This is a genomic window from Streptomyces sp. NPDC104309, from assembly GCF_055584025.1.
Map to the genome: position 1 here is coordinate 55,762 of NZ_JBVJMV010000039.1, position 21,033 is coordinate 76,794.

17 protein-coding genes are annotated in these 21,033 nt (G+C 68.7%); 14 read left to right on the plus strand and 3 right to left on the minus strand.

Going from position 1 to position 21,033, the window contains the following annotated elements; genetic code table 11:
- The first annotated feature begins 93 nt into the window (after positions 1-93).
- On the plus strand, positions 94-636 hold the full coding sequence (locus tag ACZ68L_RS36535) for a GbsR/MarR family transcriptional regulator (protein WP_469586204.1): 543 nt from the start codon (positions 94-96) through the stop codon (positions 634-636).
- 21 nt (positions 637-657) lie between these two features.
- Here ACZ68L_RS36535 and ACZ68L_RS36540 read toward each other — a convergent pair whose 3' ends face one another.
- Together ACZ68L_RS36540 and ACZ68L_RS36545 are read right to left on the minus strand one after the other, a co-directional pair.
- Positions 658-2,715, minus strand: coding sequence for a DNA polymerase III subunit gamma/tau domain-containing protein (locus ACZ68L_RS36540; protein WP_469586207.1), 2,058 nt, complete (start codon positions 2,713-2,715; stop codon positions 658-660).
- Between the two features lie 72 nt (positions 2,716-2,787).
- A complete protein-coding gene (locus ACZ68L_RS36545; RefSeq protein ID WP_469586209.1) occupies positions 2,788-3,645 on the minus strand; it encodes a diacylglycerol kinase family protein in 858 nt (285 codons plus the stop codon).
- A 186-nt stretch (positions 3,646-3,831) separates the two neighbouring features.
- Here ACZ68L_RS36545 and ACZ68L_RS36550 point away from each other — a divergent pair, with 186 nt between their 5' ends.
- The 11 genes from ACZ68L_RS36550 to ACZ68L_RS36600 all read left to right on the plus strand — a co-directional run bounded on the left by ACZ68L_RS36550 (position 3,832) and on the right by ACZ68L_RS36600 (position 17,781).
- Positions 3,832-5,115, plus strand: a complete 1,284-nt coding sequence (locus ACZ68L_RS36550; RefSeq protein WP_469586212.1) for an adenylosuccinate synthase — start codon at positions 3,832-3,834, stop codon at positions 5,113-5,115.
- 106 nt (positions 5,116-5,221) lie between these two features.
- A complete protein-coding gene (locus tag ACZ68L_RS36555) occupies positions 5,222-6,490 on the plus strand; it encodes an AAA family ATPase (protein WP_469586215.1) in 1,269 nt (422 codons plus the stop codon).
- On the plus strand, positions 6,490-7,227 hold the full coding sequence (locus ACZ68L_RS36560) for an RloB family protein (protein WP_469586218.1): 738 nt from the start codon (positions 6,490-6,492) through the stop codon (positions 7,225-7,227). Before ACZ68L_RS36555 ends, ACZ68L_RS36560 begins: the two co-directional genes overlap by 1 nt.
- Before the next feature lie 97 nt (positions 7,228-7,324).
- Positions 7,325-10,051, plus strand: coding sequence for a type I restriction-modification system subunit M (locus tag ACZ68L_RS36565; RefSeq protein ID WP_469586221.1), 2,727 nt, complete (start codon positions 7,325-7,327; stop codon positions 10,049-10,051).
- Positions 10,041-11,267, plus strand: a complete 1,227-nt coding sequence (locus ACZ68L_RS36570) for a restriction endonuclease subunit S (RefSeq protein WP_469586224.1) — start codon at positions 10,041-10,043, stop codon at positions 11,265-11,267. Before ACZ68L_RS36565 ends, ACZ68L_RS36570 begins: the two co-directional genes overlap by 11 nt.
- A gap of 14 nt (positions 11,268-11,281) precedes the next feature.
- Positions 11,282-12,136, plus strand: a complete 855-nt coding sequence (locus ACZ68L_RS36575; RefSeq protein ID WP_469586227.1) for a Scr1 family TA system antitoxin-like transcriptional regulator — start codon at positions 11,282-11,284, stop codon at positions 12,134-12,136.
- A gap of 4 nt (positions 12,137-12,140) precedes the next feature.
- Positions 12,141-12,338 carry a DUF397 domain-containing protein gene (locus ACZ68L_RS36580; RefSeq protein ID WP_469586230.1) on the plus strand — a complete coding sequence of 66 codons (198 nt, stop codon included), beginning with the start codon at positions 12,141-12,143 and terminating at the stop codon, positions 12,336-12,338.
- Positions 12,339-12,542: 204 nt separating this feature from the next.
- Entirely contained in the window at positions 12,543-12,869 is a 327-nt protein-coding gene (locus ACZ68L_RS36585) for a hypothetical protein (protein ID WP_469586233.1), read from the plus strand.
- On the plus strand, positions 12,869-13,135 hold the full coding sequence (locus tag ACZ68L_RS36590; protein ID WP_469586236.1) for a hypothetical protein: 267 nt from the start codon (positions 12,869-12,871) through the stop codon (positions 13,133-13,135). Before ACZ68L_RS36585 ends, ACZ68L_RS36590 begins: the two co-directional genes overlap by 1 nt.
- Before the next feature lie 151 nt (positions 13,136-13,286).
- The gene (locus ACZ68L_RS36595; RefSeq protein WP_469586239.1) at positions 13,287-16,979 is read left to right on the plus strand and encodes a type I restriction endonuclease subunit R; all 3,693 of its coding nucleotides are present in this window, start codon (positions 13,287-13,289) and stop codon (positions 16,977-16,979) included.
- Between the two features lie 4 nt (positions 16,980-16,983).
- Complete coding sequence (locus ACZ68L_RS36600; protein WP_469586241.1) at positions 16,984-17,781, plus strand: M48 family metallopeptidase; 798 nt, start codon at positions 16,984-16,986, stop codon at positions 17,779-17,781.
- A gap of 255 nt (positions 17,782-18,036) precedes the next feature.
- On the opposite strand, the gene ACZ68L_RS36605 is transcribed toward ACZ68L_RS36600, so the two are convergent.
- Positions 18,037-18,858, minus strand: a complete 822-nt coding sequence (locus tag ACZ68L_RS36605) for an SDR family oxidoreductase (RefSeq protein ID WP_469586244.1) — start codon at positions 18,856-18,858, stop codon at positions 18,037-18,039.
- 217 nt (positions 18,859-19,075) lie between these two features.
- On the opposite strand from ACZ68L_RS36605, the gene ACZ68L_RS36610 reads away from it, so the two are divergent.
- Positions 19,076-19,693 carry a TetR/AcrR family transcriptional regulator gene (locus ACZ68L_RS36610; RefSeq protein WP_469586247.1) on the plus strand — a complete coding sequence of 206 codons (618 nt, stop codon included), beginning with the start codon at positions 19,076-19,078 and terminating at the stop codon, positions 19,691-19,693.
- 292 nt (positions 19,694-19,985) lie between these two features.
- Positions 19,986-20,870 carry a glycoside hydrolase family 19 protein gene (locus tag ACZ68L_RS36615; protein ID WP_469586250.1) on the plus strand — a complete coding sequence of 295 codons (885 nt, stop codon included), beginning with the start codon at positions 19,986-19,988 and terminating at the stop codon, positions 20,868-20,870.
- Positions 20,871-21,033: the final 163 nt, after the last annotated feature.

Consider the following 21,033-nt stretch of genomic DNA (forward strand, 5'->3'; position numbering starts at 1 on the left):
AGGTACGCTACGTTCATAAATTTGTGAAGTTAAGGAAGCGTATAAAGTTGGGGTGCGGGCGGGGGCCGGGGAACCAGGGGAGATGATCGGGTCATGACCAGCGAAACCGAGCAGAACACGCGTGGCGAGCGCGACGAGCAGGCCGTGTCGCGGTTCGTGGAGCGGTTCGCGTCCGACATGACGGAGGCGGGGATGCAGCGGATGGCCTCCCGCGTCTTCGCCGCGCTCCTCGCGGACGACGACGGGTCGATGACCTCAGCCGAGCTCGCCATGGCATTGCAGATCAGCCCGGCGGCCGTGTCCGGCGCGATCAATTACCTCACGCAGGTCAGCATGGTCGGCCGCGAGCGCGATCCGGGCTCGCGCCGGGATCGCTACCGGCTGCACAACGAGGTCTGGTACACCACCTTCGCCCAGCGCGACCGGGTGCTCACCCGCTGGGAGAACACTCTCAAGGACGGCGCCCGCACCTTGGGCGAGCACACCCCGGCCGGCGCCCGGCTCGCCGAGACCGTGGCGTTCTTCGAGTTTCTGCAGTCGGAGCTGGTCGGCATGATGGACCGCTGGCGCGAGCACCGCAAAACACTCGACCTCCCGGTGGCCGACGAGTACGGGGAACAGCGCGCGGGCGCCTGACGAGGTGCGGGCCGGTGCCCGTCACACCGGGCCGGGGACCAGCTCCGCCAGGACGTCGAGGGCACCGGGGTCGGAGGGGTCGATGTCCTCGTACAGGCCCTTCGGCCAGTACGGGCGCCCCTCGATCCAGGCGACGACCAACGGCTGCCCGTCGAGCCGGCCGCGCAGTTCCGCGGTGCCGGTCGGCGCGGGCAGCCCGGCCCAGGGGTGCTTGTCCGGCCCGGGTGGCAGGAGCCGCAGCAGCCCCTCCGGCAGAGGGTCGTCGACCTTCTCGGCCGCCTCTGCGCCCGTCCCGGCGCCCGTCTCTCCGGCCACCCCTTCGGCAGGGAAGAGCACGAGCACGGGCCCGGCGGTCGCGCTGGACACGTCGTACAGCAGGGCGTATCGCAGGGTCCGGGTTTCGGGAGCGACCACTGCACGGGCCATCCGGCGCGCGAGCGGGATGCCGGAGCCGATCGTCCGCCAGGCGAAGAAGAGCCCCAGGACCCCGCTCAGCTCGGCCAGCCCCCGGAGCAGTTCCGGCACGATGTTGGCGCCCAGGACCCAGCACAGTACGGCGATGGCGCTCGCGTACCCCAGGAGCCACAGGGGCTCCGCGGTTCCGGCGACGTACCGCAGCATGGGCACCCGCCACCAGATCACCTTCTGCCCCAACCGCACATCGCCCACTGCCCGCGGCTCCACCGGGTCCGGGCCCCGCAGCCCGGCCTGTCGTTCCGCCACGGCGGCGAACGCGGTGTAGGTGGCGGGCGCGGGCTGCGCGGACTTCGTGCCGGGTCGGTCGTCCGGTCCGGCGTCGGGGTCTGTACGTGTCGATGGCTGGTCGTCGGGTCCGGCGTCCGGGTCTGTACGCACCCACGGCCGGTCGTCGGGTCCGGCGTCCGGGTCTGTACGCACCCACGGCCGGTCGTCGGGTCCGGCGTCCGGGTCTGTACGCACCCACGACCGGTCGTCCGGTCCGGTGCTCGGTTCCGTACGCACCCACGGCCGGTCGGGCAGTGCGTACGCCGGCGGCCTCCCGCCCTGCGGCCTTCGCCCCCGTACGGCGACCAGCCGGACCGCACCGCCGACGACGCCGACCGCGAGGAGCGCCAGCCCACTGAACCCGACGCCGTCCGTCACGGTGAAAGCCGGGGTGCCACGCAGCTCCGCGTCGTACAGATCGCCCTTGAACGGCGGGTACGAGACGACGAAGCCGCTCTCGTAGCCCTCGACGGAGCCCCGGTACGGGGCGCAGTGGAACGGCCCCGTACGCGTCCGCCCTCCGTAGGGGTCGGTCCACCGGACGACGCAGCGGCCGTCACCGAGCTCACCGATCACCGTCAGGTCGACCCGCGGGTCGTCGTCGGACGCCACCGACCAGCCGGTGGCGAGCGCCACCAGGAGGCAGCCGGCGACGGACACCCAGCGGAAGATCCCCCGCCACCAGGGGCGCCGCCTCCGCGTCTCCATCGCCGGGGCCGCCACCATCGGCGCCCCGACCACGGCCGCAACCTCCGGCGCGGTCTGCGGCCCACGCGGGGCCGGGCGCGTGCCCAGGCCGCTGACCTGCGGATGGGCCGCGATCGAGCGCGACCGACGGCCTCGTACCGGTCTGGCCCAGATCAGTTCCGTACCGCCCGGTGGAGACAGCACACCCCCTGTACGGGCATCGCCGCACCACCACAGCACCCCGCCAGGTCCGTTCAGCAGGTGGAAGCGCCACTGAGCGGTGGACGGTGCCAGCGGAAGCAGCTCACCCGGTTCCGGTCCGCCCAGCACCACGACAGCCCCGCTGCTGCCACGTTGCAGGGCGACCGAGGTGTGGGCCACCCACGGCCCGGCGCCGAGCACCCGGCGCATCCGCCGTGCCCGGTGCCTCACCACGGCCCCGCCCACCAGCAGCGCCCCGCCCAGCCCGCCGAACGCCGGAAACATGGACCACCCGACGATGAACACCGCGCAGAACACCGCCGAGCACAACCCCGCCGCGCCGCCACCGAACAAGCGCCAGGCCGAGGCCCGGTACCGCTCCAACGCGTCCGCCGTCCCCGGCAGGTTCAGCGCGGCCGAGGCCTCCCGACCCGCCTCCGTGTCCACCCCAGGTCTGTCCGCATCACCTGAACTGTCCGACATCTCCAGCCCCACCCCTCCGCCCGGCCCGCTCGGAGGCTACCCCTCGCCCGTCGGCAGCATCAGCCCCCAGGCGCCCGCCCGTACCGTCCAGGTCCTCGTCCGGACCGGGCCGGCGACCTGTATGTCCGCCCGGTAGCGGAAGTCCGCGCCCGAGACCGTGACGGCCTTCGCCTCCGCCGTGACCGGTTCGGCCGCCGGAGGGCGGATCACCACCTCCGCGAGGCCCCCGTCGCCGCCCTGCGAGGTCACCGTGACCGACTCGACCGGGCGGTCCAGATCGTTCAGCAGGACGCCGTCCGCCTCCACCCGCAGCCGGTGCGTCTGCTGCGGGGCGGGCGGCGTCTGCGGGGTGGGGCGCACCAGCGTGCGGACCAGGGAGCGGCAGGTGTCCCAGACCGCCGTGACCCCCGTATGGGCGGCCACCGCGCCCGGCAGCGTGCTCAGGGCCGGGATGTGCAGCGCCCCCAGGACCACGCCGTCGCTGTCGTCGACCAGCAGGTCCAGTCTGCGCACCGCACCGTCCAGCGCGGTGCGCGCCGCCGCCACCGCGCCCAGCGGCACGCCGAGCGACCGGGCGAGTTCCAGCGCGGCCGAGGCGCCGACCGGGATCAGCGAGAGGGCGGCCTGGGCAGGCTCGCGCTCCCGGTGCAGCAGGGACACCGCCCGCCGCAGCGCCCGGTCGTCGCCGACCACCACCGGGCGCCGACCGCCCCGGCGGGACAAGGCCCGCGCGAACTCCTCGGGGCCGTCGGGCAGGCAGATCTTGGCGTGCGAACCGGCGCTCAGCACGTCCTTCGCGATACGGACGGACTCGCCGTCGGTCCGGCGGGCCACCGGGTCGATGACCACCAGCAGCTGGTGCGTACCGTCGCCGGGGGGCTGGGCAGCCGACACCTCGGTCCTTCCTCGGGTAGCATCTTGGTGCAAGAGCCCCTTGCGCTATTGCGCCAGGGGCTTCGTCTATTCCGGGGCAACCGGTTCGACGGTTCAGGCATTGCCGTACAACGACGTACGGCATGTACGACGTTTACGTACGCCCCCTGACCTTGGACATGCCCCGCCCGGAAGGGGTGTACGCCTGTGCCCGCACTTGTGCTGCTCGGTGCTCAGTGGGGTGACGAGGGCAAGGGAAAGGCCACCGACCTCCTCGGTGGATCCGTGGACTATGTGGTGCGCTACCAAGGCGGCAACAATGCCGGCCACACGGTGGTCGTCGGCGACCAGAAGTACGCACTTCATCTCCTCCCCTCCGGAATCCTTTCGCCGGGGTGCACCCCGGTCATCGGAAACGGTGTCGTCGTCGACCCGGCCGTCCTGCTCTCCGAGCTGAGTGGGCTGAACGACCGCGGCGTGGACACGTCCAAGCTGCTGATCAGCGGTAATGCCCATTTGATCACCCCGTACAACGTCACCGTCGACAAGGTGACGGAACGGTTCCTCGGGAAGCGCAAGATCGGCACGACCGGCCGCGGCATCGGCCCGACGTACGCCGACAAGATCAACCGTGTGGGCATCCGGGTCCAGGACCTCTACGACGAGTCGATCCTGGAGCAGAAGGTCGAGGCGGCCCTGGAGCAGAAGAACCAGCTCCTCGCCAAGGTCTTCAACCGGCGCGCCATCGAGTCCGGCAAGATCGTCGAGGAGATGCTCCAGTACGCGGAGCAGATCAAGCCCTACATCGCCGACACGACCCTTGTCCTGAACAACGCCATCGACGAGGGCAAGGTCGTCCTCTTCGAGGGCGGTCAGGGCACGCTGCTCGACGTCGACCACGGCACGTACCCCTTCGTCACCTCGTCGAACCCGACCGCGGGCGGCGCCTGCACCGGTTCCGGCGTGGGCCCGACGAAGATCAGCCGGGTCATCGGCATCCTCAAGGCGTACACCACCCGCGTCGGCGCGGGCCCGTTCCCGACGGAGCTGCTCGACGAGGACGGCGAGGCGCTGCGCCGGATCGGCGGCGAGCGTGGTGTCACCACCGGCCGTGACCGTCGCTGCGGCTGGTTCGACGCGGTGATCGCGCGGTACGCGACCCGGGTCAACGGTCTCACCGACTTCTTCCTCACCAAGCTGGACGTGCTGACCGGCTGGGAGCAGATCCCGGTGTGCGTCGCGTACGAGATCGACGGCAAGCGCGTCGAGGAACTCCCGTACAGCCAGACCGACTTCCACCACGCGAAGCCGGTCTACGAGATGCTGCCGGGCTGGTCCGAGGACATCACGAAGGCCAAGACCTTCGCCGATCTGCCGAAGAACGCGCAGGCGTACGTGAAGGCGCTGGAGGACATGTCCGGCGCCCCGATCTCCGCGATCGGTGTCGGCCCCGGCCGCACCGAGACGATCGAGATCAACTCCTTCCTGTAGGGAACACCGCAGCGGCGGCCGACAGGCATGAAGTGTCGGCCGCCGCTGCGCACCTGCCCCACGGGCTGGATGGTGTGACTAGTCTGTCCGCCATGAAGGAGACAGGATGCTGCTGAGATTCCGGGTGGCGAACGTCCGGTCCCTGCGCGACGAGCAGGAACTGTCGTTCGTCGTGCCCGACGGGAGCGAGAGGGAACACGCCGCAGCACGCGAACTAGTCCTCTCCGACGGCAACCGACTCCCTGTCCACACCGTTGTCGCCGTCTTCGGAGCCAACGCCTCCGGTAAGTCGAATGTGATCGCCGCGCTGAAGAACATGCGGCATGCGGTCCTGCGCTCCTACGCCGAATGGACGTCCTACGACGGCATCCCCCGTGACGAGTTCGCCCTGGACCCCAAGGCCGCGACGGAGACCTCCTTGTACGAGGCGGACTTCGTCCTTGACGATGGTGTCCGCTGGACGTACGGATTCGAGCTGGGCGCGCGGCGGGTCGAGGCGGAATGGCTCTACGCCTACCCCAAGGGCCGGCGACAGGTGTGGTTCGAGAGGGACGCCAGCCGTGAAAAGGACTTCGAATTCCCCGGCGAACGGCTCCACGACCGCACGCGTCTCGCCCGTACGACGCGGCCGGACGCCCTCCTTCTGACCCGCGCCGCCAACGACGGGCACGAACAACTCACGCCGATCTTCGACTGGTTCAAGAACAACCTCTGGGACGTCACCCCCGAGACCGAGCGCACTCAGCGCGAGGACTACACGGCCATGCAGCTGCTGCGGAGCGAGGATTTCCAGCGCAGGGCCGAGGAACTGCTGAAGGTGGCCGATCTCGGTATCGCGGGCGTGGAAGTCGAGCAGTCGTCGTCCGGACGACCCGTGGTACGGCTGATCCACGCGGGCGATGGTGAACGGACAGCGCTGGACTGGGCCTCGGAGTCCTGGGGCACACGCTCCTGGTTCGCGTTGATCGGTCCGCTCCTGCTCGCCCTCGACACCGGCGCGGTGCTGCTCATCGACGAGCTGGACGCCAGCCTGCACTCGCGCTTCGCAGCAGAGGTCGTACGTCTCTTCCAGGCCCCCTGGGTGAATCCGAAGGGTGCGCAGCTGATCTTCACCGGGCACGATCCCTCTCTGTTGCGGACACCGGGCGGCGGCCGGCTCCTGGAGCCGGGACAGCTGTGGCTCACCGAGAAGGACGAGCGTGGCGCGACGGAACTGTCGTCCGTCGCCGACTGGGATCCCACGGACGAGGAAGACCTGATGGCGTCGTATCTCGCGGGGTCCTTCGGCGCGGTGCCGAAGGTCTCCGAGGGCCAGATCGGGCGACGGCTGATGCGGACGGACGACTTGGCTCGGATGGAGGCGGAAGAGTTCTGATGGCGAGGCCAAGGGGAGGGGACAGCGTTTCCCGGAAGAAGGGCGGCGCGAAGGGCCGCAAGAACCGTGCCCGCCAGGTGTACATCTTCACCGAGGGCGAGGTCACCGAGCCCGAGTACATCGACATCATCGTGAAGAAGGGCACCCCGGCCACGCCGGGCCGCAGCGTCGATTACCACTTCGAGAACGAGAACGCCGTAGGCAAGCACCGCAAGCCGTACGCCATGGTCAAGGACGCCGTCCGCACCCTGCGCAAGGTCGAGCGGGAGGCCAGGGACGCCGGACTGAAGCAGGACGACGACTGGAACTGGCCCCAGGTGTGGGTGCTCTTCGACCGCGACGACCACCTGAACATCACCGAGGCCAGGCAGCTCGCGGACAAGGAAGGGGTCAAGATCGCCTACTCGCACCCCTGCTTCGAACTCTGGCGGCTCCTGCACTACACGAACTACACCAGCAGCTTCGGCGGTGTCTGCTCGGACGCCAACAGCCGCCTGCGGTCGCGCCCCGGCTTCGCGGCGACGTACGGACGGCAGGTACGCACCGTCTCCGAGCAGCAGTCGAAGCACATGCGCGAGGAACAGGTGCTGAGCGTCGACGGACAGCGTTACGCGTCCGCCAAAAAGTTCGCTCAGAAGATCAATGCCGCTCAGCGCCCGGTCAATCCCGAGAAGTGGGACCCGTACACCGATGTCTGGTGTTTCGTTGAGGACGGACTGCTCCTCAGCGGCTATTAGGCTGCATCGGGGTACGTCCTCAACCGGCCGGGCGGCCCACCGCCTGCTTCCGCCGCTTCTCCGCCAGCACAGCATCACACCATCTGGGAGTCCGTCCGTGGCCAAGCTCACGCTCGATCAACTGGAGCGTCACCTCTTCGCCGCGGCGGACATCCTGCGCGGCACCATGGACGCCGCCGAGTACCGCGACTTCCTGCTGGTGCTGCTGTTCCTGAAGCGGGTGAACGACGAGTTCGACGCCGCCCGTGACCGGATCATCGCCGAAGAGATGGCGCAGGGTGTGAGCCGGGAGGAGGCCGAGGAGGAGGCGGACGAGCCCAACCGCTACACGGCCGACAGGATCATGTACGTCCCTGCATTGGCACGCTGGGGACGGCTGGCCGGCGCGGTGGACGACGTGGCGACGAGCTACCTCCAGCCCGCGCTCGATGTCCTGGAGGGCCAGAAGGGCAACGAGGGGCTCCGCGGCCTCTTCGGGCATGTGAACTTCAACCGGATCGGCGGAGGCGGCGGCACCGGAACGTCGGCGGCCAAGCTCGCGGACAAGCGGCTCTCTGCGCTCATCGGCCATTTCGGGAGTCTGCGGCTGCGGGGTGAGGACTTCGAGTTCCCGGACGTCATCGGGGCCGCGTACGAGTACCTGCTGAAGGACTTCGCCGACTCGGCGGGCGCCAAGGGCGGCGAGTTCTACACCCCGCGTGCGGTCGTGCGGATGATGGTTGAGCTGGCACGCCCGCACGCCGGCCACCATGTGTACGACCCGTGCGTCGGCTCCGGCGGAATGCTCATCCACACCAAGGAGTACATCGAGGAGCACGGCGGCGACACCGAGGACCTGGCCTTGGCGGGGCAGGACGCCAACAACGGCTCCTGGGTCATGGCCACCATGAACATGCTGTTCCACGGCGCCAGCGACTTCGACCTGAAGATCGGCGACACGCTCACCAACCCGTTGCACTCCGACAAGTCGTACGACGTGGTGCTCAGCAACCCGCCCTTCTCCATGGACTACAGCGCGGACGACCTGCCCGACCTCGACGGCCGTATGAAGTACGGGTACACGTCGGAGAAGGGCAAGGCCGACCTGATGTTCCTCCAGCACATGCTGTACATGGTGGAGGGGCGGGGCGGCTCGGTCTTCACCGTGATGCCGCACGGCGTGCTGTTCCGCGGCGGCGCGGAGGGCGACATCCGGGCCCGGCTCATCGAGGACGACCTGCTGGAGGCCGTGATCGGCCTCCCGTCCAACATCTTCTACGGCACAGGCATCCCCGCCTGCGTGCTGGTGCTGCGGGCGAGGGGCCAGAAGCACCAGGACCGGCAGGACAAGGTCCTGTTCATCAACGCCGACCGCGAGTTCCACTCCGAGCGAGCACAGAACATTCTGCTGCCGGAGCATGTGGAAAAGATCGTCTCCACATTCCACGACGAGGTGGGCGACGGTACGGGCGTGCCACGGTTCGCCCGGTGGGTGGAGCGGGACGAGCTGAAGAGGAACGCGTACAACCTCAACATCCGCCGCTATGTGGACAACACCCCGCCGCCCGAGCCGCAGGACGTACGCGCGCACCTGACGGGCGGGGTGCCGAAGTCGGAGATCGTCGAGGCCGAGAAGGCGGAGGTGCTGGGTGCGTACCGGGTCGGTATCACGGACCTGTTCGCCGAGCGCACGCCCGATTCCGCGTACGTCGACTTCCTTCCTGAGGACGAGCGGCCGGACGCCGGGCGGCTGACCGCACTGGCCGAGGGCCGGGAGCGGGAGTTGTGGGAGGCGTTCGACAAGTGGTGGGCGGTGGAGACGGAACAGATCGCTTCTTTGGCTCCCTACAAGGATGACGACCGCACGGAGTTCGAGAAGCGGTCCCAGCTCGCCCGGCTGCGAGCCGACCTGATCGCCTCGTTCCGTGAGCTGCTGCTCGGCGTGGATCTGCTGGACCGGTACGCGCTCGCGGGAGCGGTCGCCGGGTGGTGGCAGGACGCCAGGAACGAACTCAAGGCACTGGCCGGCAACGGTTTCAAGGGCGTCGTCGAAGGCTGGGTCGACACGGTCGAAACGATGCTGGAACCGGAGCCCAACCCGTGGACCGGTGGCGCCCGCAAGCGGTCGGGCGCGGAGCGACGCCAGGCGTACGGTCACAAGGCCGTGGCCCGGATCGCCCCGGACTTCCTGCGCGAACTGGCCGAGGCGGACGAGCTCAAGGCCAAGCTGGACGTGAAGGTGAAGGCGGCCGAGGAGGCGGAGGCCGCGAGGGCCGCTGCGGCGGCGGGCGTTACGGAGGAGGGCGAGGGTGAGGCCTCTGAGGATGCTTCGGCTCTCGATCCGGCGGTGGCGGACGCGTTGCTCAGTGAGCCGGACCTGAAGAAGCTGAAGAAGGAACGGACGGCGGCAGGCAAGGCGGTGAAGGCGCTGGAGGAGGCGTTTTATCCGTTGGACGGGATGGGGGGCGTCGCGAAGGCCGCTGCCCTTGCCGCTGCCGGGAAGAAGAAGGCGAAGGCGGCGGAGTCCGACCCCGATGGGCAGACGACGCTGGACGTGACGGTCGCCGACGCCGCTGCAGACGAGGAGCGGCCCACGCCTCGTCTGCACCAGGTGCGCGACGCGCTGGACGAGGCGGGTGCGCGCGAGATCGTGCTCGGCATCCTCCGGGACGACTTGGCGTCGAAGCTGGAGGGCCATGTGGTGCGTCGGCGGCGGGAGTTGATCGATACATACCTGGGCTGGGAGCGGAAGTACCTGGTGTCGCTGCGCGATATCGAGACGCGCCGCGAGGCTGCGGCGAAGCGGCTGGACGGGTTCCTGGAGGAGCTGGGTTATGTCGGCTGAGCTGCCCCTGGGCTGGTCCGAGTGCAAACTTACAGACATCGTCACATTGCCGACTGGTCAGGTCGACCCTGGTGAGCTCCCTTACCGCGAGCAGCCCTTGTTGGCTCCTGATCACGTTGAATCGGGGACTGGCCGGATCATTGAGCTGCAGACTGCTGAAGCGCAAGGCGCGTCAAGCGGTAAGTATATTGTGCGTCCCGGGGACGTAGTGTTGAGTAAGATTCGACCGGCGCTCAGAAAGGTTGCCCTGGCGGATTTTGAGGGTATTTCTTCGGCTGACATGTACCCCTTGCGTCCCAGTGTCAATCTCCTGCCAGAGTATCTTCATGCAGAATTGCTAAGCGAGCGATTTTCTCTATTTGCTGACAGTGTTTCTGGCAGGACTGGCATTCCGAAACTCAACAGAAGTGACTTGGCTTCCTATGTGATCCGTGTTCCTTCTGTTGCTGAGCAGCGTCGGATTGTTGAGATCTTGAATGCAGCGCAAGAGCGAATCACTGCGGATCAATTGGCTCTGACGAAGACAGACGGATTGTGGGATGGCGTGCTCAATGGCGAGTTGGATCGCCACAGGTTCAGCTACGAGCTGAGCAAGATGAAAGATGTGAGCCTCGATGGTGGGGGGTACGGCAGTAACTCTGCTGCTGTGCCGCACCGGTTGGACTTGCCGCGATACGTCCGAATTACTGATATTGACGAAAGGGGTTTTCTCTCCGCGGCTGACTCTGGGGCAGCGAGCATCCCACTGAATGCAGCTGGCCAGTACCTCCTCTCGGAAGGTGACTTGCTTATCGCGCGTACGGGATTCACTACTGGGAAATCGTATCTATACCGATCCTCTGATGGGTTGTGTGCATTTGCCGGATATCTTGTTAGGTTTCGCATCGATCCGACCAAGATGCTCCCTGAATATGCCTTCCTGTGGACTTGTGGTGCGGAGTTCCGTTCATGGGTTTCTAGAAACCTGCGGGAAGTAGGGCAGCGGAACATCAGCGCTCGCGAGTACGATGAGCACGAAATTGCTCACCCCCCGCTGCATGAACAACAGCGTCTTGTCGATGTGGCACAAATCGCCCGCGAGGCTCGCCGCTTGCGAGTAATGGAGATCGATCGGTTGCACACGCTGTGGCGTGCACTTGCAGATGAATTGCTCGGAGGGCTGGCTCCGCTTCCAGGGTCCCGCGAAGCAGGGACGCCGGGCTTGGCCTCTGGCTAGAGGAAAGGGAAGCTATGCCCATCCGAAAGCCGCCCACCGCCCGTCAGCGGCGGCTCGGGGCTGAGCTGCGGCGGATGCGGGAGCACGTCGGGCTCTCCCTCACCGACGCTGCCGCGCTGCACCGCGTGGACAAGACCGCGATCAGCAATACCGAGTCCGCGCGATTCGGGGTGAGCGCCGACCGGGTGCGCGTGTGGGCCTCCAACTACTCCTGCCCCGACCGTGCTTACGTGGATGCGCTGGCGGACATGGCCCGGGAGCGTGCCGGGTCGAACTGGTGGGACGAGTTCCGGGACTCGATCGCCTCGTTCATGCTGGACCTGGTGGAGTTGGAGCATCATGCGGTCTCGCTGCGGCACGTGCAGATCACGCATCTGCCCGGCCTGTTGCAGCACGAGGACTACGCCCGCGCCGTCTTCGGGGAGGCGGTCCCGCCGCTGACCCCGGAGGCGATGGACCTCCAAGTGGACTTCAGGACGCGGCGCCGTGCGCTGCTCGATCGGCCGAATCCGCCTGACTGCTCCTTCCTCCTCCACGAGGCCGCGTTGCGGATGCTCTTCGGCGACCGGGCGGTCGTACGGCGGCAGTTGGACGATCTGCTGAAGTACTCGGAGCGGGAGGAAGTGACGTTGCGCGTCGTTCCGTTCGCCGCTGGCGGGTTCCCCAGTGCGGGGAGCTCGACCATGTACGCGAGCGGGCCGGTCCGGCAGCTGGATACCGTGCAGATCGACGTACCGAACAGCATCACGTTTCTCGATGCCGAGACCCATCTGACGAACTACCGTGCCGTGTTGGATCGTATGGAGACGCGTGCGCTGGAGCCTGGGCGTTCGCGTGACTTCATTCGCAAGGTGCTGCACGAGCTATGAAAGCTTGAGGATCGTGGAAATTCAGTGGCGCAAGTCCTCGTTCTCGGAGCAGGCGGGCAACTGTCTCGAAGTTGCCGTTGTCGACGGCGGTGTCCTGGTCAGGGAGAGCGACGATCCCGGTGTGGTCGTCCGGACAACCTCGACCAAGCTGGCGGCGTTTCTGGCAGGAGCCAAGGCCGGCGAGTTCGACGATCTCGTGTAAGGGGAGCGTGCCCTCGGTGAGGCTCCGCCGCTCGGTGCGCCCCACCGTATATGCCATGTTGCGCATCAACGTTGATGCGGCAGCACTTTTGTCGCTACCCTTTGGTTGCGGGCGGTAGCTGCGTGGTTACCGTCTGGATGTGAAGTGCCCCGGCGGTGTCATTACCACCCCGGGGCATGGCCAACGCCTCTGAGGAGCGTCAGCATGTTCCACCGTATCCGCACCCACCAGCCACGAACACTCGTGCACCTGAGCCTGCTGCCCCTGGCGCGCGTCCTGCGCGCGCTCACTCCCGTGCCCGCACCGGCCTCCGCGCCCCGAACCGGCATGTGGCCCCAGCCCCAACCCCCGTACCCGCACCATCCCCTCCACCTTGTCCCCCCTACCCGCCCCTGCCCTCTCGACGACGCACGCCGTGCCCGCCGCACCGCGATGCGGCTCGCGCTCGACGGGATCGTGGTCGTGGCGGGGGTGGGCCAAGCGCACAGTGTCGGCAGCCTGGTGCTCACGACGACGAAGGCGGCAGCCTGATGAGCGCAGAACAGGTACGTGTCAGCCGGGTGCCCAGCAAGCCCGTGCGGCGGGAGGCGGACGGGTCGCTGTCCATCGACCTCTGGCTGCGCCGTGACGGGGCCTTCGAGGCCGACGCGGCACTGCGGTTGACGCCCGCCGAGGCGGAGGCCCTGCACGCCCAGCTCTGCTACGCGCTGGACGACGAGACCGCCGCGCTGATCACCCCGGAGGCGAGCCGGCCCGACTGCCGCAAGGCCGCCCTCACCAGCCGCGACCGAGCCTGACGGGCGGTTCCGGCGAGATCACCGACACCACGGACACCCGGGCCCCGCACCGCAGTTGCGGGGCCTGGGCCGCACCCCTGTCCGATGCCTGACGCACAATGGACCCTCGCACGGTTCACACGTACGTCGGTACGCAGGGGAGGCGCGGGGGATGGCTGCCGAAGCGGTCGAGGGCACGACCGAGCAGGTCGAGGCGGAGTGGCCGCTGCTGGAGCATCTCAAAGCGATGGGATGGCAGCACATCGAGGGCGCCAGGCTGAAGGCAGCGGGGGAGCGTGACGACTTCAGGGACGTACTGCTGGAGTCCCGGCTGCGGGCTGCCGTGCGCCGGTACTCGTCGTGGATGACCAACGACGCGCACACCGACCCGGCCGTCCATCAACTGCGCGCCGCGGCACGCCACGTATCCGCGCAGTCCCTGCCGCAGGCCAATCGGGACGCGACCCAACTCCTCCTGCACGGTGTCCTGCATCCAGGACCGGATGACCGGGACGTCAAGACGCCGTTCGTCGACTGGTCGTATGAGGCTCTGGAGGGCAGTCGGGATGAGGTTCTGGCCCGTAACGACTATCTCGTCGTCGACCAACTCCGGGTCTGTGACGCGGACGGCAAGCCGGCCGTGCTGGACCTCGTGCTGTTCGTGAACGGCATCCCGCTCGTCGTCGTCGAGTGCAAGTCGCCGGACGTCCGGGATCCGCTGGGCAAGGCCATCCGTGACCTGCGCGCCTACACCGGGCGCCCGGTGGACGACGACACCCGCAGGGGACCGGGCGCGCTGCGGGGGGTCCCACATCTGTTCGCGCCGGTTCAGCTGTTGGTCGCGGCCGACGGAAAGGACGCCGTCCTCGGGACGTACTCCTCCTCCGAGGAGCACTACGCCCTGTGGCGCAGTATCGGATCGGACTACGAGAAACCGGAGTACCTCCGACAGGAGCTGCGCGGCTGGGGGCTCCTTGATGCCAAGGCGCAGCCCACGCTCCAGCAGCAGCTGACCGCGATCGTCCTCAAGCCCGGCAATCTGCTCAACATCGCGCGGCACTACGTCTTCGAGAAGCCGCTCGGAGGCGACAGGAGCGACGGAGCGAAGCGGGGCCGGGCCATGGAGCCCAGGACGGCGAAGGTGGTCTGTCGGCATCAGCAGTACCGGGCGACCGAGAAGATCGTCGAGCGGCTGCGTACCCGTCGCAGCCGACGCGTCACGGGCGGGGACCTCGACGAGCGCGGCGGTGTCATCTGGCACACCCAGGGTGCGGGCAAGAGCTTCACGATGCAGTTCCTCGCCCGGCGGCTGCACGCGAGCCCGGACCCCGAGCTGAACGGCGTCACGCTTGTTGCCGTCACCGACCGCACCGATCTCCAGCGGCAGCTGCGCAAGGCAGTCGCGCTGAGTGACTCCGACGTGCGTGAGGCGAAGTCGCGGACAGACCTGGAGAAGATGCTGCGCCGGGCCGGACACGACGGCGGGCGAGCGGTCATCTTCGCGACCATTCAGAAGTTCCTGGGTGATCTGGTCGGCGGCAAGGACGGGGTGGGCGACACGGCGGGCGGCGAGGACCGGGCGCTGGAGGAGGACTTCGAAGCGGCACGGCGGAAGGTCGCGGCAGGCGAGAGCGCGCAGGAGGTCGCCGATCCCGCGCCGGACGCCAAGACCCTGAGCAAGGCCGAACGGATCTTCCCCGAGTGCAGCGACTCGGATCGTGTTCTCGTCCTCGTCGACGAGGCCCACCGCTCCCACACCTCCGTCCTCCACGCCTGCCTGCGCAAGGCCCTGCCCAACGCGGCCAGGATCGGCTTCACCGGCACCCCGCTCATGGAGGGCAGGCTCAACGACACCGGGCGCATCTTCGGACTGGAGCCGAGCACCGAACCGGGCGGAGAGCCGGAATTCCTCGACACTTACCGCATGGCCGAGGCGGAACGCGACAAGGTCGTCGTGCCCGTGCGTTACGAGGGTCGGGCCACCTCCGCCGAGGTGCGCGGCAAGGAGCACATGGACGAGTGCTTCGAGGACCTCATCGAACCGCTCGAAGAGGCCGAACGGGCGCGGGTGCGGGCGAAGTACGGCACCCCGTCCAAGCGCGCCGTGGCCGAGTCCGCCCCGCTGATCCGGCGCAAAGCGGCCAACATGCTGGAGCACTACGTCACCGGTCCGCTGACCGGCGGGTTCAAGGCCCAGGTGGCGGTCGTCAGCAGGCGGGCCGCGGTCATCTACCGCAACGCGCTGCGGGACGCGCGGACCGAACTGCTGCTGCGAGTCCAGGACTTCGACAGCAGCGGGCGAAGGGAATCCCTCAGAGGCCGGGCGCCGGAGTCGTACACCCTGGAGGAATCGCTTCTCCTGCGCGCCTGGCAGTTTCAGGAGCTGCTGCGGCGTATCGACTTCGTGCCCGTGATCTCGGCGGGCTCGGAGCAGAAGGACGGGCTGTGGCGCGAGTGGACCGATGAGAAGAACCAGCGCGAGCACATCGCCCGGTTCCTCCAGCCGTTCCCCCAGCTGCCCCCGGACAACCCCTGGGCGGTTAACCCCCGGGCGGAGCCGAATCCCGTTCCTGCTGGTTCCACCGGCGGTATGAACCCCTGGAGTGATCTGGTCTGGGGCACCAAGGAGGCGGCCGATCCGCCGCCTGTTGCCTTCCTCATCGTGAAGTCCATGCTGCTCACCGGCTTCGATGCGCCCATCGAGCAGGCGCTCTACCTGGACCGGCCGATCCGCGACGCCGAACTGCTCCAGGCGATCGCCCGAGTCAACCGGCCCGCGCGCCGCAAGACCGAGGGCCTGGTGGTCGACTACTACGGCGTACTGAGCAACCTGGCCGTGACCCTGGCCGCCTACCAGGGCAACCCGCGCGCCATCGACTCACTGCGCGACATGTCCGACGAGCTGCCGGAGCTCGGCCGGACGGCGGATGAGTTCCGCGAGTTCCTGGCGGCGGAGGGAATCGACGCGGACAGTCTCACGACGAGAGCAGGACTGGCCCAAGCGGTGCTCGCTCTCTCGGACCCCACGCGGCGGGCTGATTTCGACAGGACGCTCGGCGCATTTCTGGGTGCGGTGGACCGTGTTCTGCCACACGAGGGCGCCCTGAAGTTCCTCCCCGACGCGCGGGCGTGGAGTGTGCTCCAGATGCGCGTACGCCGCCACTACCGAGACGACACCGGCGGTGGCTTCGTGATGCGTGGCTACGGGCGCAAGGTGCGCGCGTTGATTGCCGATCATCTGGATGCGCAAGAGGTGGCTCAGGCCATTCCGCCGGTGTCGATCCTCGCTCCCGACTTCGACGAGGTGGTCGGCAGGCTTCCGGTCCGAGAGGCGGCGGCCGAACAGATCCAGGGGCTGCGGTACCACCTTGAGGAGCGGCAGGCGGTGGAGGACCGGGCGGTGTACCGGCAGCTGTCCGCAGAGCTGGAGAGGGTGCTGGAAGAGTTCGCCGGACGCTGGGACGCCATCAGCCGCGAGCTGGGCCCGCTGGTCGAGCGGGCACGGCAGGCCGAGGAGATCAACCCCGCTGTTGCTGACCTGACGCCGATGGAGCAGCGGCTCTACGTACTTCTCGGAGAGAAACTGGCGGAGAGCGAGCTCTTCGACGACCCGGCACCGGAGGAACTGCGTCGCGTCGTGGCCGAGGTGTACGACGAGATCACGAGCCGGGTACGGCTGGCTTCCTTTGGCGGTGGCGCGGCGCACGTCGCGAGGCTGGAGGCGTGCCTCTACGCACGGCTGCGCGCGGCCGGATACCGGCACGGAGGTGAGGGGCGCAAGGAAGTGAACCGGCTCGCCTCGACACTCGCGGGGTACGCCACGCAGCACCTGGAGGCCTTCCGGTCCGAGGCACGGAGAGAATAGCCGCATGTCCACCCAGCTCCCTGACCCCGCGTCCCCCCTCGGCGAGCCCGCGCTCACCGAGGACGGGGCCCTGGTCGTCGACGGGCGGGAGCTGATGGTGAGGATCAGTCTCCGCCGCCGACGTCTGGGCCTGACGGTCGAGCGGGACGGGTCGCTCACCCTGTACGTGCCCAAGGGGTGCGGGGCCCGGCGGGCCGAAGAGTTCGTACGCTCCAGCGCCAGCTGGATCGAGGCCAAGGCGCGGCTCAGTGAAGAGCGGCGCCAACTCCATCCCACGCGGTCTCTCAGAGACGGCGAGATCCACCGGTACTTGGGGCGGGACCATCGGCTGCTCATCGTCGACAACAGGCGGGAAGAAGGCCCGGCCCCCGCTGTTCGTCTTGTCGCCGGAAGGCTGCGGCTGGACAGCACGGTCGCAGCCGATCCGGTGCTCGCGCGCAAGGCGATCGCGGACTGGTACAGCCGGGCGGGGCAGCGTTGGATGCGAGGACGTCTGCAGCCCTGGGCCGCCCGGATGGACGTCCCCGAGCCGGCGGTACGGGTGCGGGACCTGGGACATCGTTGGGGAAGCTATCGGTCCGGTGCGGACGGCAACGGGGTGATCTCCCTGCATTGGGCGGTCTTCCAATTGCCGATCCATCTCGTGGATTATGTGGTGGCGCACGAGCTGGCCCATGTCCGGGTGGCCGGGCACGGCCCCGAGTACTGGCGACTGCTGGGCAGGGCACTGCCGGAGTGCCGTCGGCTCAAGACCGAGCTGGACGAACTGGGCCGACGGGTGTGGATGGGGGACCTCGCCTGATCGCTCCGGCTTCTCCCGCCGGAGCCGCACGTCAGTCCTTGCCGCAGATCCGCAGCCCCTTCGGCGTCGCGCACGAGATGTCCGTGCGTGCGGATCACGTTCTGGCCACGTCGCCGGGCTCCCGGCTGTCCTGCTGACGGCCGAACCAAGCCGAATCTCCCTGATCGCGCCGCGCCGAACCGTGGCCGACCCGGGACGGCCCGGCCTGGGACGGCCCGGCCGAGGCCGCCGTGCTTCGCGCGCCGGCCGGAGCGCTCAGCGGAAGGTCGTGGCAGCGCGTGCGGCCCAGGCGGCGAAGGTGCCCGGCGCCCGGCCCAGAACGCACTCGACGTCGGGGCTCACCCGCTGCTCGTCGTCCGTGGGTTCGCCCAGGATGGCCAGCGTTCCCTCGACCACGGGAAGCGGCATGAACCGTGCCATCAGCGCATGGGCCTCCTCGCGGGTCTGCTCGGTGAACCGCACCGGTTCGCCCAGCGCGGCGGCGATCGCCGCCGCCCGCTCGCGTGGGGAGGTCGCGGCCGGGCCGGTCAGGGTGTACGTGGCGCCCGGGTGAGTGTCCTCGCGCAGGACGACGGCGGCGACCGCCGCCACATCCACCGGGTCGACGAAGGGCAGGCCGACATCGGCGAACGGCGCCGCGGCCTCCCGCCGCTCGCGGATCGACTCGGCCCAGGCGAGGGCGTTGGTGGCCATCCCGCCCGACCGCAGGACCGTCCAGTCGAGCCCGGACTCCCGCACCGCCGTTTCGAACAGCAGCGGATGCCGGTACGCCTGGGGGCGGGTTCCCGCACCCTGCGAGGACAGCAGCACCACCTTGCGCACCCCGGCGGCCTTCGCCACCTCCAGGATGCCGTGCGGATCGTCGCCCGCCACCAGCAGGAACAGCGCCCCGGCCCCGTCGAACGCGCCCCGCAGACCGGCCGGTTCGGCCAGATCGGCGGCCACCGCCCGCACCCCCGGCGGTACGTCGGCGTCGGTGATGCGCCGGGCCGCGGCGGTCACCGGCACCTGGGCATCGGTGAGGATCCGCACCAGTTCCCGCCCGACGTTCCCCGTCGCGCCTGTCACCACGATCATGCCGGTCTCCTTCGTTGGAAATGACTCGGTGAAATGACTCGGTGAAACGAGTCGGTGGAATGACTCGGTGAAACGAGTCGGTGGAATGACTCGGTGAAACGAGTCGGTGGAATGACTCGGTGGAACGAGTCGTCGAAGCGAGTGAGTCAGTTGACTGACTTACTTCGATGGCAGGACGCTAGCACGGCCGGACCGGGCGCTGTCTATAGTTAGTCGGGTGACTGACTCAATGGATTCCCGGCGCCCTCGGGCCAAGGCCGCCGACAAGCGGCAGCGGCTGACGGCCGCCGCCGCCCGGGTTCTGCACGAGCAGGGCGTGGAGCGCACGACCATCGCCGACATCGCCCAGGCCGCCGATGTCCCGACGGGCAACGTGTACTACTACTTCAAGACCAAGGGGGAGTTGGTCGAGGCCGCCCTCTCCGAGCACACCAGGCACCTGGAGGCCCTCACCGGCCGCCTCGACCAGCTCCCCGACCCGCGCGAACGTCTCAAGGGTCTGGTGGACGCGTGGGTGAGCCGGCGCGAGGTCGCGGCCCGTTACGGCTGCCCCACCGGCACCCTCGCCGTGGAGCTCGACAAGCGCGCCGAGGGCGGCCTCGACCTCGCGGCGGGCCACGTCGTACGGCAGCTGCTGGGCTGGGTGGAGCGGCAGTTCCGCGAAATGGGGGCGCCCGATCCCGAGGGTCTCTCGCTGGCGCTCGTCGGCGCCTATCAGGGCATGTCGCTGCTCTCCAGTGCGCTGCGCGATCCGGAGATCATGACCCGTGAGGGAGCCCGACTCGTCGGCTGGCTCGACGCGCTGGACGGGTCCGCGAGCAGTGGTGGTCGCTGACCGGCCGACCAGTTGGATGTTCCGCATGCTGGACGGGCCCGAAGGTTTTACTTTCGGGCCCGTCCAGCGTTCCGGGCCATGATCCGGACCAATCCCGCCCGTAATTGCTCCTGTTGGGGGCGGGTCCGATGGTGCGAAGGTCTCGCCACCTCGCTCCCGAGCACTCCTTCGAGAAGCCTTCACTGTCTTGGTCTAGACCTTGACAGGTTCAGACCAGCGGCGCTTGAGTGACCGTCAACCCCCCATGGCGGCGCACCGTCCAGCCGGTGCACCGCGCCGAAGGAGTGATCACGTGATCAGACGCATCATGGGCCTGCTCGCCGCGCTGGGCGCGGTCGTCGCGATGCTTGTCGTCCTTCCCGCCACCACCGCCGCGGCTGCCGACTGCGCGGCACCCTGGAACTCCTCGGCCGTCTACACCGGCGGCGGAACGGCCTCCTACAACGGGCACAACTGGACCGCCAAGTGGTGGACCCAGAACGAGACCCCCGGCAGCTCCGACGTCTGGGCGGACCAGGGCAGCTGTGGCGGTGGCGGTACGGATCCGGGCACCCCGTCCGGTTTCGTCGTCAGCGAGACGCAGTTCAACCAGATGTTCCCGAACCGGAATCCGTTCTACACGTACGGCGGACTGACCGCGGCCCTGAGCGCCTACCCGGGCTTCGCGAACACCGGCAGCGACACCGTCAAGCGCCAGGAGGCGGCGGCGTTCCTCGCCAACGTCAGCCACGAGACGGGCGGTCTGGTGTACGTGGTCGAGCAGAACACCGCCAACTACCCGCACTACTGCGACAGCAGCCAGCCCTACGGCTGCCCGGCCGGCCAGGCCGCCTACTACGGCCGCGGCCCGATCCAGCTCAGCTGGAACTTCAACTACAAGGCCGCCGGTGACGCGCTCGGCATCGACCTGCTGGGCAACCCGTACCTGGTCGAGCAGAACGCCTCGGTCGCCTGGAAGACCGGGCTCTGGTACTGGAACACCCAGAACGGACCCGGCACCATGACCGCCCACAACGCCATGGTGAACGGCGCCGGATTCGGCGAGACCATCCGCTCCATCAACGGTTCCCTGGAGTGCAACGGCGGCAACCCCGCCCAGGTCCAGAGCCGTATCGACCGCTACCAGGCGTTCGTCCAGATCCTCGGCACCACCCCCGGTTCCAACCTGAGCTGCTGACCCGCGGACCCCCCACCCGACGGGGGCGGGGGGGGGGGGGGGGGCGCGCCCCCCCCCCCCCCGGGGGGGGGGGGGGGGGGCGGGGGGGCGGGGCGCGGGGGCGCCGCCGCGGGCAGGCACCCCACGTCGACCCAGGCCGCAGGAACGCCACGCAACCCCCCCG